Origin of the sequence: Sphingomonas sp. SORGH_AS_0950 (genome assembly GCF_030818415.1) — a bacterium.
Classification (GTDB): domain Bacteria; phylum Pseudomonadota; class Alphaproteobacteria; order Sphingomonadales; family Sphingomonadaceae; genus Sphingomonas.
On sequence record NZ_JAUTAE010000001.1, the window covers coordinates 2,389,271 to 2,405,950 of the forward strand.

15 protein-coding genes are annotated in these 16,680 nt (G+C 67.9%); 7 read left to right on the forward strand and 8 right to left on the reverse strand.

Annotated elements, in window-relative coordinates; all coding sequences use genetic code 11:
* Positions 1–156: 156 nt before the first annotated feature.
* Positions 157–1,785, reverse strand: coding sequence for a M28 family metallopeptidase (locus QE385_RS10455; RefSeq protein ID WP_307101559.1), 1,629 nt, complete (start codon positions 1,783–1,785; stop codon positions 157–159).
* Entirely contained in the window at positions 1,785–2,219 is a 435-nt protein-coding gene (locus QE385_RS10460; protein ID WP_307104673.1) for an MAPEG family protein, read from the reverse strand. Before QE385_RS10460 ends, QE385_RS10455 begins: the two co-directional genes overlap by 1 nt.
* 205 nt (positions 2,220–2,424) lie before the next feature.
* Here QE385_RS10460 and rpmF point away from each other — a divergent pair, with 205 nt between their 5' ends.
* The 5 genes from rpmF to QE385_RS10485 all read left to right on the forward strand — a co-directional run bounded on the left by rpmF (position 2,425) and on the right by QE385_RS10485 (position 5,375).
* Positions 2,425–2,604 (forward strand): 50S ribosomal protein L32, encoded by a 180-nt coding sequence (gene rpmF, locus QE385_RS10465; RefSeq protein ID WP_230482852.1) that lies wholly within the window; start codon positions 2,425–2,427, stop codon positions 2,602–2,604.
* 38 nt (positions 2,605–2,642) lie between these two features.
* Complete coding sequence (gene plsX / locus QE385_RS10470) at positions 2,643–3,671, forward strand: phosphate acyltransferase PlsX (protein WP_307101561.1); 1,029 nt, start codon at positions 2,643–2,645, stop codon at positions 3,669–3,671.
* The gene (locus tag QE385_RS10475) at positions 3,668–4,636 is read left to right on the forward strand and encodes a beta-ketoacyl-ACP synthase III (RefSeq protein WP_307101563.1); all 969 of its coding nucleotides are present in this window, start codon (positions 3,668–3,670) and stop codon (positions 4,634–4,636) included. Before plsX ends, QE385_RS10475 begins: the two co-directional genes overlap by 4 nt.
* A gap of 90 nt (positions 4,637–4,726) precedes the next feature.
* The gene (locus tag QE385_RS10480) at positions 4,727–5,026 is read left to right on the forward strand and encodes an integration host factor subunit alpha (RefSeq protein WP_307101566.1); all 300 of its coding nucleotides are present in this window, start codon (positions 4,727–4,729) and stop codon (positions 5,024–5,026) included.
* Complete coding sequence (locus tag QE385_RS10485; RefSeq protein WP_307101568.1) at positions 5,010–5,375, forward strand: MerR family transcriptional regulator; 366 nt, start codon at positions 5,010–5,012, stop codon at positions 5,373–5,375. The genes QE385_RS10480 and QE385_RS10485 overlap by 17 nt, the downstream gene beginning before the upstream one ends.
* Positions 5,376–5,482: 107 nt before the next feature.
* Here the strand turns inward: QE385_RS10485 and QE385_RS10490 are convergent, their stop codons facing one another.
* The 5 genes from QE385_RS10490 to pheS all read right to left on the reverse strand — a co-directional run bounded on the left by QE385_RS10490 (position 5,483) and on the right by pheS (position 12,155).
* Entirely contained in the window at positions 5,483–6,004 is a 522-nt protein-coding gene (locus QE385_RS10490) for a hypothetical protein (protein ID WP_307101570.1), read from the reverse strand.
* 57 nt (positions 6,005–6,061) lie between these two features.
* A complete protein-coding gene (locus QE385_RS10495) occupies positions 6,062–7,588 on the reverse strand; it encodes a peptide chain release factor 3 (protein ID WP_307101571.1) in 1,527 nt (508 codons plus the stop codon).
* Positions 7,589–7,844: 256 nt separating this feature from the next.
* Entirely contained in the window at positions 7,845–8,726 is an 882-nt protein-coding gene (locus QE385_RS10500; protein ID WP_307101573.1) for an aldose 1-epimerase family protein, read from the reverse strand.
* On the reverse strand, positions 8,719–11,082 hold the full coding sequence (gene pheT, locus QE385_RS10505; protein ID WP_307101575.1) for a phenylalanine--tRNA ligase subunit beta: 2,364 nt from the start codon (positions 11,080–11,082) through the stop codon (positions 8,719–8,721). The genes QE385_RS10500 and pheT overlap by 8 nt, the downstream gene beginning before the upstream one ends.
* Positions 11,079–12,155: a phenylalanine--tRNA ligase subunit alpha gene (gene pheS, locus QE385_RS10510; protein WP_307101577.1), complete on the reverse strand. Its 1,077-nt coding sequence runs from the start codon at positions 12,153–12,155 to the stop codon at positions 11,079–11,081. The genes pheT and pheS overlap by 4 nt, the downstream gene beginning before the upstream one ends.
* 277 nt (positions 12,156–12,432) lie before the next feature.
* On the opposite strand from pheS, the gene QE385_RS10515 reads away from it, so the two are divergent.
* Positions 12,433–13,605 (forward strand): GGDEF domain-containing protein, encoded by a 1,173-nt coding sequence (locus QE385_RS10515; protein ID WP_307101580.1) that lies wholly within the window; start codon positions 12,433–12,435, stop codon positions 13,603–13,605.
* A 22-nt stretch (positions 13,606–13,627) separates the two neighbouring features.
* On the opposite strand, the gene QE385_RS10520 is transcribed toward QE385_RS10515, so the two are convergent.
* Positions 13,628–14,839, reverse strand: coding sequence for an LL-diaminopimelate aminotransferase (locus QE385_RS10520; RefSeq protein ID WP_307101582.1), 1,212 nt, complete (start codon positions 14,837–14,839; stop codon positions 13,628–13,630).
* Between the two features lie 120 nt (positions 14,840–14,959).
* On the opposite strand from QE385_RS10520, the gene QE385_RS10525 reads away from it, so the two are divergent.
* Complete coding sequence (locus QE385_RS10525; protein ID WP_307101584.1) at positions 14,960–16,675, forward strand: alpha/beta hydrolase; 1,716 nt, start codon at positions 14,960–14,962, stop codon at positions 16,673–16,675.
* Positions 16,676–16,680 lie beyond the last annotated feature (5 nt).

Consider the following 16,680-nt stretch of genomic DNA (forward strand, 5'->3'; position numbering starts at 1 on the left):
CCCGTCGCCCCAGCGCAGGCTGGGGCCTTTGTCATCTGGGGTGAGGTGAGGTGGGGCGTGGGCTTCGACTACGCTCAGCCTGAACGGAGGTTGAGAAGAGAACCCACTCCCTACCCCCGTTCAGCCTGAGTGACGTCGAAGGCCAAGGGAATCACCTCACCGCCGGGCTGACTCACTCTCCGCCCGAATCGCCTTGAACTCGGACCCCGCGCGCCATTCCGGCCAGTCCCGCCCATCCGCCAGATCGCGCCCGATCCGGTAGAACAGGCCGACATCCGCCGCCGCGCCGCGCAGGTCCCAGGCCGAATCCCAGGCGTCGCAGGTCTGGTGGTAGCAACGCATATAGCCGTCGAGCCATGCCTGCCCTGCCGGGCGTCCCCCGGCCACCAGATCGGGCGCGCCGCTGATCGCCATCAGCAACAGCGTCGGCACGCCGCGCCGCGCGACCGAGAAGTGATCGGCGCGGTAGAACAGCCCGCGCTCGGGCAGCGCCTCGGGCGTCACCGTGCGCCCTTGCGCGGCGGCGGCGACCTTCAGCCGGTCCTCCAGGTCGTTCTGCCCGTCCCCGACCAGCATCACGTCCCGCGACGGTCCCGCCGTCTGGAGGATGTCCAGCGTCAGGTTCGCGACTGTCTTGGCCAGCGGCGTGACCGGATTGACCGCATAGGTCTCGGACCCCAGCAGGCCGCGCTCCTCGCCGGTCCACAGCGCGAAGACGAGGCTGCGGTCGGTGCGCGGCGCCGCCTTGTACGCGCGCGCCAGTTCCAGCACGCCCGCCACGCCCAGCGCATCGTCATTGGCGCCCGGCCGGATCACCCGGCCCTGCGCGTCCGGCGCGCCCTTGCCATAGGCGTCCCAATGCGCGCCGAACATCACCACCTCGTCGGGGCGCGTCCTGCCGGGCAGCCTGGCCAGCACGTTGCGGCTCTCCGCGCGCACCGTCTTGACCGGCAGATCGGCGGAGAATCGCTGCCCCTCCAGCGTGACGGGGCGGAAATCGGCCCGCCGCGCGCGGGCGCGCTGCTGCGCCAGGTCGAGCCCGGCGGCGGCGAACAGCTTCGTCGCCGCCTCACCCGACAGCCAGCCCTGAAGCAGCACGCGCGAGCTCGGATCGGCGCGGACGATATCGTAATTCTCGCCCGCCGGAGCCGTCACCGTCGCCCAGCCATAGCCGGCGCCCGGCGTGTCGTGGACGATCAGCGCGCCGATCGCGCCCTGTCGCGCGGCCTCCTCATATTTATAGGTCCAGCGGCCATAATAGGTCATCCGCCGGTCGCCGAACTTCCCCTTGGCGTCGTCGCCCGGAGCAGCCTCGAAATCGGGATCGTTGACCAGGAAGACGGCGATCTTGCCCTTCAGGTCGACGCCCTTGAAATCGTCCCAGCCGCGCTCGGGCGCATGGACGCCGTACCCGACGAACACCATCGGCGCGTTCGCGATCGCCACCCGGTCGACGGGCCGCACGGTCGAGACATAGACGCCCTGCCCCTGGACGAGCGGCATCGTGCCCGCGCGCATCGTCCCCTGCCCGATCTGAGTGCGGATCAGCGGCACCGGCTGGGTCCATTGTCCGTTCGGACCGCCGGGTTGCAGCCCCATTGCCTTGAACTGCGCGACCAGCCAGTTGACGGTCTTCGCCTCGCCGGGGGTGCCCGGCGCGCGCCCCTCAAAGGCGTCGGAGGCGAGCGTCTTCACATCCGCCGACAGCCGCGCGGGCGAGATGGGGTCGGGGGCGGCGGCGGTCAGCGCGACGGCGGCCAGGCCGATCAGGGGAAGGCGAATCATCAGCGGTCGATCCTCACGACGGTGGTGGTAGCGACAGGCACGGCCTGCGCGGTATAGACGATCCCGATCGCCCAGCCGGCCAACAAGGCCAGGATCGCCCAGGTTCCGATCGCCCCGCCCGCGCGACCGACATTGGGCGCGGGCCGCGTCATGCCCCAGCCATGGCCGATCCGCGCGACGATGAACGCGCCGCCCAGCACCCACAGCCAGAAGCGCGCGCCGCCCGCCAACTCGATCAGCCCCATCAGGATCAGGACGAAGGGCGCATATTCGACGAAATTGGCCTGGGCCCGCATCCCCGCCACGAGTCGCGAATCGCCCCCGTCGCCGATCAGGATCTTGCCGCGAAACCGCCCGACGACGATTCGCAGCGCGAGCCACAGATTGACCAGCGCGGCGGCCGCCGCGATGCTGAGCGTGACCGGCAGGACCATAAGCGCCATATTCTCCGTCGATTGAACCCGAACACCGCGTGCCATTCTGCGGCGATGCTTGCAACATCGGCAAAACTCGCTATAGGCGCGGGGCTTCGCGATGCGTCCGGCTGGGTGCTCACGCGGCCGGGTCTTCGATCCGGGCGCGCAATGGGTGCTGACCGTGGCGTATTCCACCCATTGTTCGAATTGATAAGGTGCCGCAATGGCCGTCCCCAAGAGAAAGACTTCGCCCTCCAAGCGCGGCATGCGCCGTGGCCACGACTCGCTGTCGATCGCCGCGTTCCAGGAATGCCCGAACTGCGGCGAGCTGAAGCGTCCGCACAATCTGTGCACCGCTTGCGGCCACTATAACGGCCGTGAGGTCGTGTCGGTCGAGGGCTGATCCCCTCTTCCTGGCAATAACGACCGTTAGAGGAACGCATGGCCGATAACGCCTGGATCGCCGTCGATGCGATGGGCGGCGACGACGGGCTGGCCGTGATGCTGGCCGGTGTCGCCAGAGCGCGACGCCGCTTCGAAGGCATGCGCTTCCTGCTGGTCGGGGACGAGACGCAGATTGCGGAGGGGCTGAAGTCCCATCCCAACCTGTCCGCCGCGTCCGAGATCGTGCACGCACCCGAGGTCGTCGGCTCGAGCGACAAGCCGAGCCAGGCGATCCGGCGCGCGCGCGTCACGTCGATGGGCATCGCCATCGATTTGGTGAAGCGCGGCCGCGCCGCCGCCGCCGTCTCGTCGGGTAACACCGGCGCGCTGATGGCGATGGCCAAGCTGTCGCTGCGCACCCTGCCCGGCATCGACCGGCCCGCACTGGCCGCCCCCTTGCCCACGCTCGGCGACAATGACGTCGTCATGCTCGACCTCGGCGCCAATACCGAGTGCGATGCGCGCAACCTCGTCCAGTTCGCGGTGATGGGCGCGGCCTATGCCCGCACGCTGCTCGAACTCGACAATCCGCGCGTCGCGCTGCTGAACATCGGGTCCGAGGACCAGAAGGGCACCGACGAGATTCGCGACGCCGCCGCCGTGTTGCGCGGGCAGAGCCATCTCCCGCTCAACTTCACCGGCTTCATCGAGGGCAACCAGCTTGCCCGTGGCGAGGTCGATGTGATCGTGTGCGACGGCTTTGCGGGCAATATCGCGCTCAAGACCGCCGAGGGCACCGCGCGATTCGTCGGCGACCTGCTCAAGCGCGCCTTCCGCTCCTCGACCCGGTCGAAGATCGGCTTCCTGATCTCGCGCCCCGCCACCCAGCTGCTGCGCGACCATCTCGACCCCAACAACCATAATGGCGCGGTCTTCCTCGGCCTGAACGGGCTGGTGGTGAAGAGCCATGGCGGCGCGACCGAAGTGGGCGTCGCCACCGCGATCGGCAATGCGGCCAAGATGGTCCGCGCCGACCTGACCCGGCGGATCGCCGAGGATCTCCTGAACTTCGAGGCTGCGGCATGATACGCTCGATCGTCACCGGCACGGGCTCGGCGCTTCCCACCCGGCGGGTGTCGAACGCGGAACTGGCGCAGGAGATCGACACTTCAGACGAATGGATTGTCGAGCGGACCGGCATCCGCTTCCGCCATATCGCAGGCCCCGAGGAGACGACCGCGACGCTGGCCGCCGACGCCGCCAAGGCCGCGATCGCCGCCGCCGGCCTGTCGGCGCAGGACATCGACTTGATCGTCCTGGCCACCGCCACCCCCGACCAGACCTTCCCCGCCACCGCGACCAAGGTCCAGGCGATGCTGGGCATCAACGACTGCGTCGCGTTCGACGTCGCCGCGGTCTGCTCGGGCTTTCTCTATGCGGTGCAGGTCGCCGACGCGATGCTGCGCAGCGGCGTGCAGCGTCGCGCGCTGGTGATCGGCGCGGAAACCTTCAGCCGCATCCTCGACTGGGAGGATCGCACCACCTGCGTCCTGTTCGGCGACGGCGCGGGCGCGATGGTGCTGGAGGCGCGCGAGAGCGACGACGCCCAGGGCCGCGGCATCCTGGCGACCCGGCTCCATGCCGACGGCCGCCACAACGGCCTGCTCTATGTCGATGGCGGTCCCTCGACCACCGGCACGGTCGGCAAGTTGCGGATGAAGGGTCGCGAAGTCTTTCGCCACGCCGTCGTCAATCTGGCGCAAGTCATGGAAGAAGCACTGGGTCTTGCCGGTCTGTCGTCGTCCGATGTCGACTGGGTCGTGCCGCACCAAGCCAATGCCCGCATCCTCGATGCGACCGCGCGCAAGTTGGACCTTCCCGCCGGAAAGGTTGTCGTCACGGTCGACCAACATGCCAACACCTCCGCCGCCTCGGTTCCGCTGGCGCTGGATACGGCGGTCCGGGACGGACGAATCAAGGAAAATGATCTGATCGTTCTGGAGGCAATGGGCGGCGGCTTTACCTGGGGGGCAGCGGTAATCCGCTTCTGAACAATCGATTTTGCTTAACCGAGATAAATCCCTTTCGGTCGCATATTGCGCTGTGTTAGGCGCAATCTGAGACACCATTGGGGGATGGACATGACTAAAACCGGAACTTTGACCCGCGCCGATCTTGCCGAGTCGCTTCATCAGGAAGTGGGGCTCTCGCGCTCCGATTCCGCCGAAGTGGTCGAACAGATCCTCGTCGAGATGTGCGACGCCCTGTCGCGCGGCGAGAATGTCAAGATTTCCGGTTTTGGCACCTTCGTGCTGCGTGACAAGGGAGAGCGGATCGGCCGCAATCCCAAGACCGGGATCGAGGTGCCGATCGCACCCCGCCGCGTCCTGACCTTCCGCGCCAGCCAAATGATGCGCGATCGCATTGTCGCGGCGGGATAGACCCGAGCGTCCTTCCGACGGCGGAAAGGCCGATGGTGCCCTGCGCACCATCGGTGAGGCGTCGCGTGAGACCGGCGTGGCGCAGCATGTGCTGCGCTATTGGGAAGGCCGCTTCCCACAGCTCAAGCCGGTGCAGCGGGCGGGCAATCGCCGCTATTATCGCCCCGACGACCTGACGCTGATCCGCCGGATCGACCGGCTGCTCAACCAGCAGGGCTATACCGTGCGCGGCGTCCAGCAGCTGTTCGAGGGCGAGGCCAAGGCGAAGGACGATCCCGCGACGATGCTGCGTGCGATTCGCGACTCGCTGGCCGAGGGATTGGCCTGGGACGACCGGGCGGAGCGCTAGGCGTGAGGGCGTGGCCTTCGACTTCGCTCAGGCTGAACGGATAATCGTACCTTATCCGAAACCCCGTTCAGGCTGAGCGAAGTCGAAGCCCACGCCCTGCCCTCGCCTCAAGCGGAGACGACCACCCCGCCCTGCTCGCCTAGCAGCAGATCCCGGCAGGCCCGGTTATAGGCGTGCGCCCGCCACCAGAACCATCCGCCATTGCCCACGCCCCAGGCCGCGACGCCCAGCGCCGCCCAGGGCACCGCGCGCGCCACGCGGCCGCCGCGCGCCGCGACCCGGCCCGCCGCCAGCCCGCCCTGGCCGATCCGCCGCGCCGTCTTGGCAAGCTTCCCGGCTGCTCGCGCCTGCGACAACAGCCCCGATCCGCCGCGCAGGTCGCCCAGGATCGCGGCCGGGCCGACAAAGCCCTTGAGCTTGCCGACGATCTCCTGCGCCTCGATCGCCATGCCGGGTTCCAGCTGGCGCCGCTGCGCGCCGGTCAGGGCATAGGCGTCGGCGATCTGGTCGATCGTCTCGGCCAGGCTTTCGGTGCCGATGGTCAGCGCCTTGGCCCCCGCCTTCAACGCGCGGCGGCGGATCAGCTTCTCATTGGCCTCGAAGGTCGCTTCGATCGCGGTACGGTCCATGATGGGTCCCTGTTCGTGCATGGACCGTTGAAGCCGCGAAACGGCCCGCCGGTTCCCTTATCGTTCACGCGTCGCGAGGAAACGGACCTTGGGATAGCGATCGGCGACATAGCCGACCTCCCAGGCGCTCTTGGCGAGGAAGACGGGGTTGTCGTCGCGATCCTTGGCCATGGCCGAGCGGTTCAGGTCCATGAACGCCTTGAGGTCGGCGGGGTCCTCGGCGGTGATCCAGCGCGCGGTGTCGAACGGCGCGGGCTCCAGCCCGGCCGCGACCTTATATTCCGCATCCAGCCGCGACAGCAGCACGTCGAGCTGGAGCTGGCCGACCACGCCGATGATCCAGTTCGACCCGATCTCGGGATAGAAGACCTGGGTCACCCCCTCCTCGGCCATGTCGTCCAGGGCTTTCCGAAGCTGCTTGGTCTTGGTCGGGTCCTTCAGCGCGACGCGGCGCAGGATTTCGGGCGCAAAATTGGGCAGGCCGGTGAAGCGGACGTCTGCCCGTTCCGACAGCGTGTCCCCGACGCGCAGCGTGCCGTGATTGGGGATGCCGATGATGTCGCCCGGAAACGCCTCGTCCGCGACTTCGCGATTCTGCGCGAAGAACAGGATCGGCGAGTGGACCGCGATTGGCTTGCCATGGCCCGTCGGGGTCAGCTTCATGCCGCGCTTGAAGGTGCCCGAGCAGAGCCGCATGAACGCGATCCGGTCGCGATGCTGCGGGTCCATGTTCGCCTGCACCTTGAAGACGAAGCCGGTGACTTCCTTATTCTCCGGCGCGACGGGCGCGGGCTCGGCAGGCTGGGGCCGGGGCGGCGGCGCGTGGCGGCTGAGCGCGTCGATCAGCTCGGCGACGCCGAAGTCCTTCAGCGCCGATCCGAAATACACGGGCGTCAGGTCGCCGTTGCGATAGGCTTCGCCATCGAATGCGGCATAGCCCGCCTGGGCGAGTTCGACCTCCTCGGCGATCTCGGCGGGCAGGGTCGGCGCGTCGTCGACCTTGCCCAGGAACGCCCGGCTGTCGCCCTCGGGACGGCTGACCTTGCCGGTGGTCAGGTCGAGAATGCCCTCGAACAGCCCGCCCATGCCGACCGGCCAGCTCATCGGCGCGACGTCGAGCGCCAGGATGTCGGCGATCTCGTCGAGCAGTTCGAAGGGCGGACGGCCCTCGCGGTCGACCTTGTTGACGAAGGTGATGATCGGCACCGAGCGCAGGCGGCACACCTCGAAGAGTTTGCGCGTCTGCGCCTCGATACCGCGTGCCGCGTCGATGACCATCACGGCCGAGTCGACCGCGGTCAGCGTGCGATAGGTATCCTCCGAGAAATCCTCGTGGCCCGGCGTGTCGAGCAGGTTGAAGGTCACGCCGTCCTTCTCGAACGTCATGACCGACGACGTGACCGAGATGCCGCGCTGCTGCTCGATCTTCATCCAGTCCGACCGCGCGCGACGATTCTGGCCCCGCGCCTTGACCTCGCCCGCCAGATGGATCGCGCCGCCGAAATAGAGCAGCTTTTCGGTCAGCGTCGTCTTGCCGGCGTCAGGGTGCGAGATGATCGCGAAGGTACGGCGGGGGGAAGTCATGGGCGGCTCTGTCGAATAGGGAATTGGCGCATCCGAGCGCCCGAGATGATCCGCCTGTTACAGCAAATTGTGGCACAAGACAGGCCCCGGATTTTGGGGGTCGATCATGCCGCCCCTCCCCATCAGCCTCACCCCGGCGAAGGCCGGGGTCCAGTTGCCAAGCGGGTCATGATAGGACGTGAAACTTCGCCACGGACGTCATAGCAACTGGACCCCGGCCTCCGCCGGGGTGGGGGCCAAGCGGTTGAGCGAGCCCTTACCCCGCCAACGTCACCGTCATCTGCATGACCTTTTCGCCGCCCACGGGCACGACGAAGACGCCGGGCTTGTCGACGAACTCGCCATCGAATCCTTCCGGATCGGCGATGCCGTGCCAGGGCTCAACGCAGACATAGGCGGCGCCCGGCTTGGTCCAGATGCCCAGCTTGTCGGTGTCGGGGAAGGCGATGCGCAGCTGCGGCGCGCCGTCCGCGCCGTAGGTGACGTGGCGGCTCTCAACCGGGTCCCAGACCAGCGCGTCGTTGGCGAACAGATCGTCCGCCAGATGCAGCACGCGCCCGTCGAGCGGGCTGTCGCGGAGCGGCTTCGCAATCAGGCCGTCGGGTGCGATTTCCCGCAGCCGGGCGGGCTCTTCCTTCTCGAAGACGATCCGGTGCTCGGCACGTGCCTGGCCATAGGGCAGCGGCCAGGCAAAGGCGGGGTGGAAGCCGAAGCTGGCGGGCATCGCCACCTCGCCCCGGTTGAGGACGCGGACCTCCATCACCAGCGTCGCCCCCTCCAGCCGGAACTCCGCCTCCAGCCGGAAGGCGAAAGGATAGGAGGCGCGGGTTTCCTCGCTGTCGCCCAGCGAGAAGACCGCGCGGGTGGCCTCGTGCGTCACCAGCTCGAACATGGAATGGCGGGCAAAGCCATGCTTGGCCATCGGATAATGTCGCCCGTTCAGGCGGATGCCGTCGCGGGTCACGCCGATCACCGGGAACAGCAGCGGCGCGCGGCCGGTCCAGAAGGCCGGGTCCGCATTGGTCATCAACTCGCGGCCCGCTGCGTCCTTCAGCGAGGACAGCTCCGCGCCAAACGGATTGATCGCCGCCGACAGATGGTCGTTGCCGATCCGGACCCAGTTTTCCTCATTAGCCACGGAGTTGCGCTCCCTGCTTGGCGGCCGCCGCGACGATCTTGTCGGCGATGGCCTTGAGTTCCTCGTCGGTGAAGCTCTTCTGCGACGGTTGCAGCAGCACTTCGACCGCGACCGACTTGTGGCCCTCGGGCACGCCCTGTCCGGCGAACACGTCGAAGACGCGCGCAGCGGTGATCGCGGCCTTGTCCGCGCCGCGCACCGCACGGATCAGCTGGTCGGCCGCCAGATCGGTGGGCACCAGGAAGGCGAAGTCGCGGCGGACCGATTGCAGCGCGGGCGGGGTGTAGGCCGGGCGCATGAAGCCAGTGGCCCGCTTGGGCGGAATGGCGTCGAGATAGAGTTCGACCGCCGCCACCGCGCCGTCGAGATCGAACGCCTTGAGGACCGACGGGTGGACCATGCCGAACGCCGCCAGCACCGTCTTCGGCCCCAGCCGCAGCGTGCCCGACTGGCCGGGATGCCAGGCCTCGCCCGCTTCGCCCATCACCTGGAGATTGTCGACCGGGGCCCCTGCATGCGCCAGCAGCGCGATCGCCTCGGCCTTGGCGTCATAGGCGTCGAAGCCCTGCGCCTTGCCCGAGCGCCAGTTGCGGGGCGCCTTGTCGCCCGCCAGCACCACGCCCAAAGTCGGCCGCTCGGCCTCTTCCAGGTAGCGACGGCCAATCTCGAACAGCCGCACGCTGGTCGCGCCGCGCTTGATGTTGCGCTCGGTCGCGGCGAGCAGGCCGGGGAGGAGCGAGGGCCGCATGACCTTCAGATCCTCGCTGATCGGGTTGGCGAGCGTGAAGGCGCCGCCACCGAAGGGCGCGGCCTGCGCCTCGCTGATGAAGCTCCACGTCACCGCTTCGTCGAGCCCACGCGCGGCGGCGGCGCGGCGGGCGCGACGCTCCAGCTTCTGCTGCGGCGTGGCGGTGGGACGCGCGACGCCGGGGGTGCGGGGCAGCGCCACCGGGGGAACATGGTCGATCCCCTCGATGCGGATCACTTCCTCGACCAGATCGGCAGGGCCGTCCACGTCGCGACGCCAGCTCGGCGCCGTGACCTGCCAGTCGGCGGTGACGGTGAAGCCCAGCGACTCGAGGATCGCCTTTTGCCGGTCGGGCGCGATGGCCAGGCCGCCCAGCGTCTCGGCGAGATTGGGGTCATAGGCGATCGTCTTCGTCACGACCGGCGGCTGGCCCGCGCGGGTCACGCCGCTGGCCGTGCCGCCGCAATATTCCAGGACCAGGAAGGTCGCGATGGCGAGGCCGTCGTCCAGGAACGCCGGGTCCACCCCGCGCTCGAACCGCGTCCGCGCGTCGGAGGTCAGGCCGAGTTTCTGGCCCGTCCGTGCGATCGCCTCGGGCGCGAAATAGGCGCATTCGATGATGACGTCGGTGGTCGTCTCCGACACGCCCGAATGCTCGCCACCCATGATGCCGCCGATGTCGTGGACACCTGCGTCGTCGGCGATGACGGTCATGCCTTCCGACAGGGTATAGGTCTTGCCGTTGAGCGCCTCGACCGTCTCGCCGTCCTTGGCCTTGCGCGCGACCAGCGCGCCCGACAGCTTGGCCTTGTCATAGACGTGCAGCGGGCGGCCGAGATCGACCGTCATGTAATTGGTGATGTCGACCAAGGCCGAGATCGGCTTCTGCCCGATCGCGGTCAGCCGCTGGCGCATCCATTCGGGGGCGTCGCCATTGGTCAGGCCCGACACGCCCTGCGCATAGAAGGCCGGGCAGCCCTCCGCATCCTCGATCCGCACATCGGGACCGGCGCCCTCGCCCGCGACCGACGGCACGGTCGGCGCAATCAGCGTGCCGAGACCGGCGGCGGCGAGGTCGCGCGCGATGCCGTGGACGCCCATACAGTCCTGGCGGTTGGGCGTGATCGACACGTCGATGACCGGATCGTTGAGGCCCGCATAATCCGGGAAGGACGTGCCGATGGCTGCATCCTCGGGCAGTTCGATGATGCCGTCATGGCCCTCGCCGATCTGCAACTCGCGCGCCGAGCACATCATGCCGTTCGACTCGACACCACGGATCGCCGCGACCTTCAGCGTGACGTCCAGGCCGGGGACATAGGCCCCCGGCGCGCCGAACACGCCGACCAGCCCTGCGCGGGCGTTGGGCGCGCCGCACACGACCTGCATCGGGCCGTCACCGGCATCGACCGACAGGACCTGCAACTTGTCCGCCTGCGGATGCCGCTCGGCCGACAGGATGCGCGCGACGCGGAACGAGGACAGCGCCTCGCCCGGATTGTGCACGCCCTCAACCTCCAGGCCGATACGGGTCAGCCCCTCGACAATGGCGTCGAGCGAGGCGTCGGTGTCCAGATGGCTCTTCAGCCAGCCCAGGGTGAACTTCATGCGCCGACTCCTCCCGACAGCGTGGGTACGTCGAGGCTCGCGAACCCGTAATGCTTCAACCAGCGGATATCGCCGTCGAAAAAGGCGCGCAGATCGTCCATGCCGTATTTCAGCATGGCGAGGCGATCGATGCCGCAACCGAAGGCGAAGCCCTGCCACTCATTGGGGTCCAGCCCGCATGCCTCGATGACCTTCGGGTGCGCCATGCCGGAGCCGAGCACCTCCATCCAGCCGCCGCCCGAGCCGCCGATGACGCGCTTGCCCTTCTCGATGGTGTAGCCGACATCGACCTCGGCCGAGGGTTCGGTGAAGGGAAAATAGCTGGGGCGCAGGCGCAGCACGATGTCGTCGCGCTCGAAGAAGGCCTTGAGGAAGGTCTCCAGCGTCCATTTGAGGTGGCCGAGCGTGATGCCCTTGTCGATCACCAGCCCCTCGACCTGGTGGAACATCGGCGTGTGGGTCGCATCCGAGTCGGAGCGATAGGTGCGGCCCGGCGCGATGATGCGGATCGGCGGCTTCTGGTCCAGCATGGTGCGGATCTGCACCGGCGAGGTGTGGGTGCGCAGCACGCGGCGCACCGTACGCTCGTCGCCGCCCGCCTCGACTCCGGCCAGATAGAAGGTGTCGTGCATCGCGCGCGCCGGATGCGTCTCCGGAATGTTGAGCGCGGTGAAGTTGTGCCAGTCGGTCTCGACCTCCGGACCCGTCGCGACCGCGAAGCCCAGATCGGCGAAGATCTCGGCCAGTTCGTCCATCACCTGGCTGACCGGGTGGACGGTGCCGAAGCCGCTTCCCTCGACCGGCAGGGTCATGTCCAGCCGCTCCGAGGCGAGGCGCGCGTCGAGCGCGGCCTGCTCCAGCGCCGCCTTGCGGGTGCCGAGCGCCTCGGTCACCGCCTCGCGCAGGCCATGGATCTTCGGCCCTTCGACCTGGCGTTCCTCGGGGCTCATCTTGCCCAGCGTCTTCAACAGCTGGGTGATGCGACCCTGCTTGCCCAGCGCGTCGACGCGGATCGCCTCCAGCGCGTCGAGCGCGGGCGCATCGGCGATGGCGGCGAGCAGGGGCTCACGCATTTGTTCGAGTTCGTTGCTCACTCTTCACTCCGTCGGCCCCATCGGCCGCGCTGACGGGGCATCATCCGCCCCTTTGCGATATCGCGCCCGCCGTAGCGGCTGGGGGCGGCCGGGATCAATCCTTCGTGACGAATCGCGTGCGATCGGATCGTCCACGGCCCAGAAAATCCGATGCGGCCCCAATGGACCGAGGAGCGAAATGATTTTCTAAGCTCTGTCGTGCTAGGCCCCGGTCGCAACGGCCCGACATGTCGATCGCGCCAGCCATGAGATGGGAATGCTCGCGCTCGATATCGCCAGTCTGCAGGTCGTGGGGGCGTTCAGCAATCTGCTGTCCGGGGCGATCCATCTGATTCCCGGCGTGACCGGGTCCGAACGCCGCAAATGGGCGCTGTACTGGGGCAGCGGCAAGCTGCTGATCGGGGCGTCCAACGTGCTGATCCTGGCGATCGGCAACGGCAATACCGCGTTCTTCGAGCGGCTTCTCAACATCGTGATGATGATCGGCCTGTGCCTGAGCCTGCACAGCGTCGCGGTGTTCGGCGAACGCGCCGTACCGCGCCTGCTGGTCGCGATACTCGCCGCGCTGATGCTGGCCGCGGTCGCGCTGACGATCGGCGATGCCGAGGAATTCCGCTGGACCTTCGTCACGCTCGGGCTGACGCGCGGCCTGAGCTATCTGGGAATCATGGCGCTGGCGATCGGCATCGCGCGGCGCGAGCGGTTGCGGACCGGATGGATCATGGCCACCCTGTTCGCCGCGGTCGCGCCGATCTTCCTGCTGCGTGCGGGCACGTTGATGGTCACGCTGATCGTGCCGTCCTGGTCGATCGAGGGCCAGCTGGTCGAGGAATGGATGATCGGCGTCGGGCTGATCCTGCTGACGCTTACCCATTTCTCGCTGCTGCTGATGGAATCGGAACGGACCCAGGCCCTGTTGCGCGAGCAGGCCAGCCGCGACAGCCTGACCGGCGCGCGCAACCGGTTCGCATTGGGCCGGATTGAGGCGGGGTTGCAGGGCCCCTGCGCGCTGGCGCTGATCGACATCGATCATTTCAAGGCGCTCAACGACGGACAGGGGCATGCCACGGGCGACGCGGTGCTGCGCCTGCTCGCCGATCTGGCGCAGCGCGAGCTGGGCGAGCGGGGCATGGTGATCCGGCTCGGCGGGGACGAGTTCGCCTGTATCCTGCCGGGGGCCTCGCAGGCGGCGGCGCAATCCCTCGCCGCGCGGCTGTCGGCCCGGTTCGACCGGGCGGTGGCGGCGACCGTCGACGGGCCGCTCTACCCCTCGCTCAGCATCGGGGTGGTCGCAGGCGTGGTCGACCGCGACCTGGACCGGCTGATGGCCGAAGCGGACCGCGCGATGTACGCCGTCAAGCGCGCCCGCCATCCTGCCCACCATTCCGCCCGCCAGCCCGAATGCCGGCGGATGGCGGCGGCGGGCTGATCGATCCGCCGCCGCCAAGACATCACACCGCCTTGGCCGAACCCGGCGTGTTGACGCCCATGGATTGCAGATAGCGCTTGATATTGCGCGCCGCCTGGCGAAGCCGCTGCTCGTTCTCGACCATGGCGATGCGCACGAAGCCTTCGCCATTCTCGCCATAACCGACGCCCGGCGCGACCGCGACCTTGGCCTCGGTCAGCAGCTGCTTGGAGAATTCCAGGCTGCCCAGATGCGCGAGCGCCGGGGGCAGCGGGGCCCAGGCGAACATCGAGGCGCGGGGAGAAGGAATGTCCCAGCCTGCGCGGCCGAAGCTCTCGACCATCACGTCGCGGCGCTTGTGATAGAGCTGGCGGTTCTTCTCGACGATATCCTGCGGCCCGTTGAGCGCCGCGCAGGCCGCCGCCTGGATCGGCGTGAAGGCGCCGTAGTCGAGATAGGACTTCACCCGCGTCATCGCCGCGATCAGCTTGCGGTTGCCGACCGCGAAACCGATTCGCCAGCCCGCCATCGAATAGGTCTTGGACAGCGAGGTGAACTCGACCGCGACGTCCTTGCCGCCCTTGACCTGAAGGATCGACGGCGTCGGATTGCCGTCATAGTAAAGCTCGGAATAGGCCAGGTCGCTCAGCACCCACAGCTCGTGCTTCTTCGCGAACGCCACGAGGCGCTCGTAAAAGGCCAGGTCCACCGTCTCGGCGGTCGGGTTGGACGGATAGTTCACGACCAGCACCGAGGGACGCGGCACGGTGAAGTGCATCGCGCGCTCGAGGCTCTCGAAATAGGCTTCGTCGGGCGTGGTCGGCACCGCGCGGATCGTCGCGCCCGCGATGATGAAGCCGAAGGTGTGGATCGGATAGGAGGGATTGGGCGCCAGGATCACGTCGCCCGGCGCGGTGATTGCGGTCGCCAGCGACGCCAGCCCTTCCTTCGAGCCCATGGTCACGACCACCTCGGTCTCGGGATCGAGATCGACGCCGAAGCGGCGACCATAATAGTTCGCCTGGGCACGGCGCAGGCCGGGAATCCCCTTGGACTGGGAATAGCCGTGCGCGTCGGGCTTCTTGGCGACCTCGACCAGCTTGTCGAGGACATGGTCGGGCGGCGGCAGGTCGGGGTTGCCCATGCCCAGGTCGATAATGTCCTCGCCGCCCGCGCGCGCCGCGGCCCGCATCGCGTTGACTTCGGCGATGACATAGGGCGGCAGGCGCTTGATGCGGTAGAACTCTTCGGACATGGGTCCCTCTGTGTAACGATTTGGGACCCGGACCTTAGCGTCTTTCGTTTCCCGACGCGACCCGACATGACGGCGCAATATCCTGACGCTAAGACGGGGTCATACGAACGAGAGGATGCGATGACGGCCCGCCCCGCGACAGCCCCCACCCTTCCCACGCTGGAGGAGTTGCAACACTGGACCTGGGTGATGGGCCGGGCGCAGCAGATGATGATGGAGGCCGCTCTCTCGCCCCCCCCGCAGGGGGTGCCGGTGGTGCCCGGCTTCAACGATCCCGCGACGATGGGCCGGGTGCGCGACTTCTGGTCCGATTCGATGAAGCTGTGGCAGCGATTCGTCGACCCCGCCGCCGAGCCGAGCGTCGCCCCCAGGCCCGACCGCCGGTTCAAGGCCGAGCAATGGCAATCGCCGCTCTTCGACTGGATCCGGCAAAGCTATCAGGTCATCTCCGACCATATGCTGCGCGGCGTCGATGCGATCGAGGGCGTCGAGCCGAAGCAGAAGGAGCAGATCCGCTTCGCCGCGCAAGGGTTCATCGACGCGATGAGCCCGACCAACTTTCCCGCGACCAATCCGGAGGTGCTCGACAAGATAGTCGAGACGCGCGGCGAGAATCTGCTGAAGGGCCTGCAGAACATGCTCGCCGATCTGGGGCGCGGGCAGCTGACCCATAGCGACGCGCGGGCGTTCGAGGTCGGGCGCAATCTCGCCGCGACGCCGGGCAAGGTGGTGAAGCGGACCCCGCTCTACGAACTGATCCAGTACGCCCCCACCACCGACCGGGTGGCGGCGGTGCCGATCCTGATCTTTCCGCCCTGGATCAACCGCTTCTACATCCTCGACCTCGCGCCCGAGAAGAGTCTGATCAAATGGCTGGTCGACCAGGGGTTCAGCGTCTTCATGGTGTCGTGGAAATCGGCCGACGCGACGATGAAGGACGTGATCTGGGACGATTACGTCACCGCCCAGGTCGATGCGATCGACACGGTGCGCGATCTGCTGGACGTCGAGTCGGTCCACACGGTCGGCTATTGCGTGGCGGGCACGACGCTGGCTGCGACGCTCGCCTGGCTCGCCGCCAGGGGCGAGGCGGAGAAGGTCGCCAGCGCCACCTTCTTCACCGCGCAGGTCGATTTCTCGAAGGCGGGCGAGCTGCTCCACTTCGTCGATGACGAGCAGCTGAAGCTGATCGGCACGCTGTCGCCCGAGGGGTATCTGGACGGGCGCTATCTGGCGATGACGTTCAACCTGCTGCGCGGGCGCGACCTGATCTGGAACTACGTCACCAACAACTATCTGCTGGGGCGCGATTATGTGCCGTTCGACCTGCTCCACTGGAATGGCGACGTCACCAACCTGCCCGCCAAATGGCATCTGAGCTATCTGACCGACCTGTACCGCGACAATCTGCTGGTGAAGCCCGGCGCGATGGCGGTGGCGGGGGTGCCGCTCGACCTGAGCCGGGTCACGACCCCCGCCTATGTCCAGGCGGGGCGCGAGGATCATATCGCCCCGCCCGAAAGCGTGTGGAAGATCACCGACGCCTTTGCCGGCCCCTTGCGCTTCGTGCTCGCCGGGTCGGGGCATATCGCAGGCGTGGTCAACCCGCCGGCGGCGGGCAAATATCAATATTGGACCAACGACCAGCCCGCCGCGACGCTCGCCGAGTTCGTGGCGGGGGCCCGCGAGACCAAGGGGAGCTGGTGGCCGGACTGGGCCGGATGGCTGCGCGAGCGCGACTCGGCGACGGTCGATGCCACCGGCGCGCGCATACCCGGCCAAGGCCCCCTGCCCGCACTGGACGACGCACCGGGACGCTACGTCCGACAGCGCTAAAATCG

What these genes read in the sequence shown, in the direction of transcription:
- QE385_RS10455 (WP_307101559.1), bottom strand. Translation starts at nt 1,785, where the DNA reads ATGATTCGCCTTCCCCTGATCGGCCTGGCCGCCGTCGCGCTGACCGCC.
- QE385_RS10460 (WP_307104673.1), bottom strand. Translation starts at nt 2,219, where the DNA reads ATGGTCCTGCCGGTCACGCTCAGCATCGCGGCGGCCGCCGCGCTGGTC.
- rpmF (WP_230482852.1), top strand. Translation starts at nt 2,425, where the DNA reads ATGGCCGTCCCCAAGAGAAAGACTTCGCCCTCCAAGCGCGGCATGCGC.
- plsX (WP_307101561.1), top strand. Translation starts at nt 2,643, where the DNA reads ATGGCCGATAACGCCTGGATCGCCGTCGATGCGATGGGCGGCGACGAC.
- QE385_RS10475 (WP_307101563.1), top strand. Translation starts at nt 3,668, where the DNA reads ATGATACGCTCGATCGTCACCGGCACGGGCTCGGCGCTTCCCACCCGG.
- QE385_RS10480 (WP_307101566.1), top strand. Translation starts at nt 4,727, where the DNA reads ATGACTAAAACCGGAACTTTGACCCGCGCCGATCTTGCCGAGTCGCTT.
- QE385_RS10490 (WP_307101570.1), bottom strand. Translation starts at nt 6,004, where the DNA reads ATGGACCGTACCGCGATCGAAGCGACCTTCGAGGCCAATGAGAAGCTG.
- QE385_RS10495 (WP_307101571.1), bottom strand. Translation starts at nt 7,588, where the DNA reads ATGACTTCCCCCCGCCGTACCTTCGCGATCATCTCGCACCCTGACGCC.
- pheT (WP_307101575.1), bottom strand. Translation starts at nt 11,082, where the DNA reads ATGAAGTTCACCCTGGGCTGGCTGAAGAGCCATCTGGACACCGACGCC.
- pheS (WP_307101577.1), bottom strand. Translation starts at nt 12,155, where the DNA reads ATGCGTGAGCCCCTGCTCGCCGCCATCGCCGATGCGCCCGCGCTCGAC.
- QE385_RS10515 (WP_307101580.1), top strand. Translation starts at nt 12,433, where the DNA reads ATGCTCGCGCTCGATATCGCCAGTCTGCAGGTCGTGGGGGCGTTCAGC.
- QE385_RS10520 (WP_307101582.1), bottom strand. Translation starts at nt 14,839, where the DNA reads ATGTCCGAAGAGTTCTACCGCATCAAGCGCCTGCCGCCCTATGTCATC.
- QE385_RS10525 (WP_307101584.1), top strand. Translation starts at nt 14,960, where the DNA reads ATGACGGCCCGCCCCGCGACAGCCCCCACCCTTCCCACGCTGGAGGAG.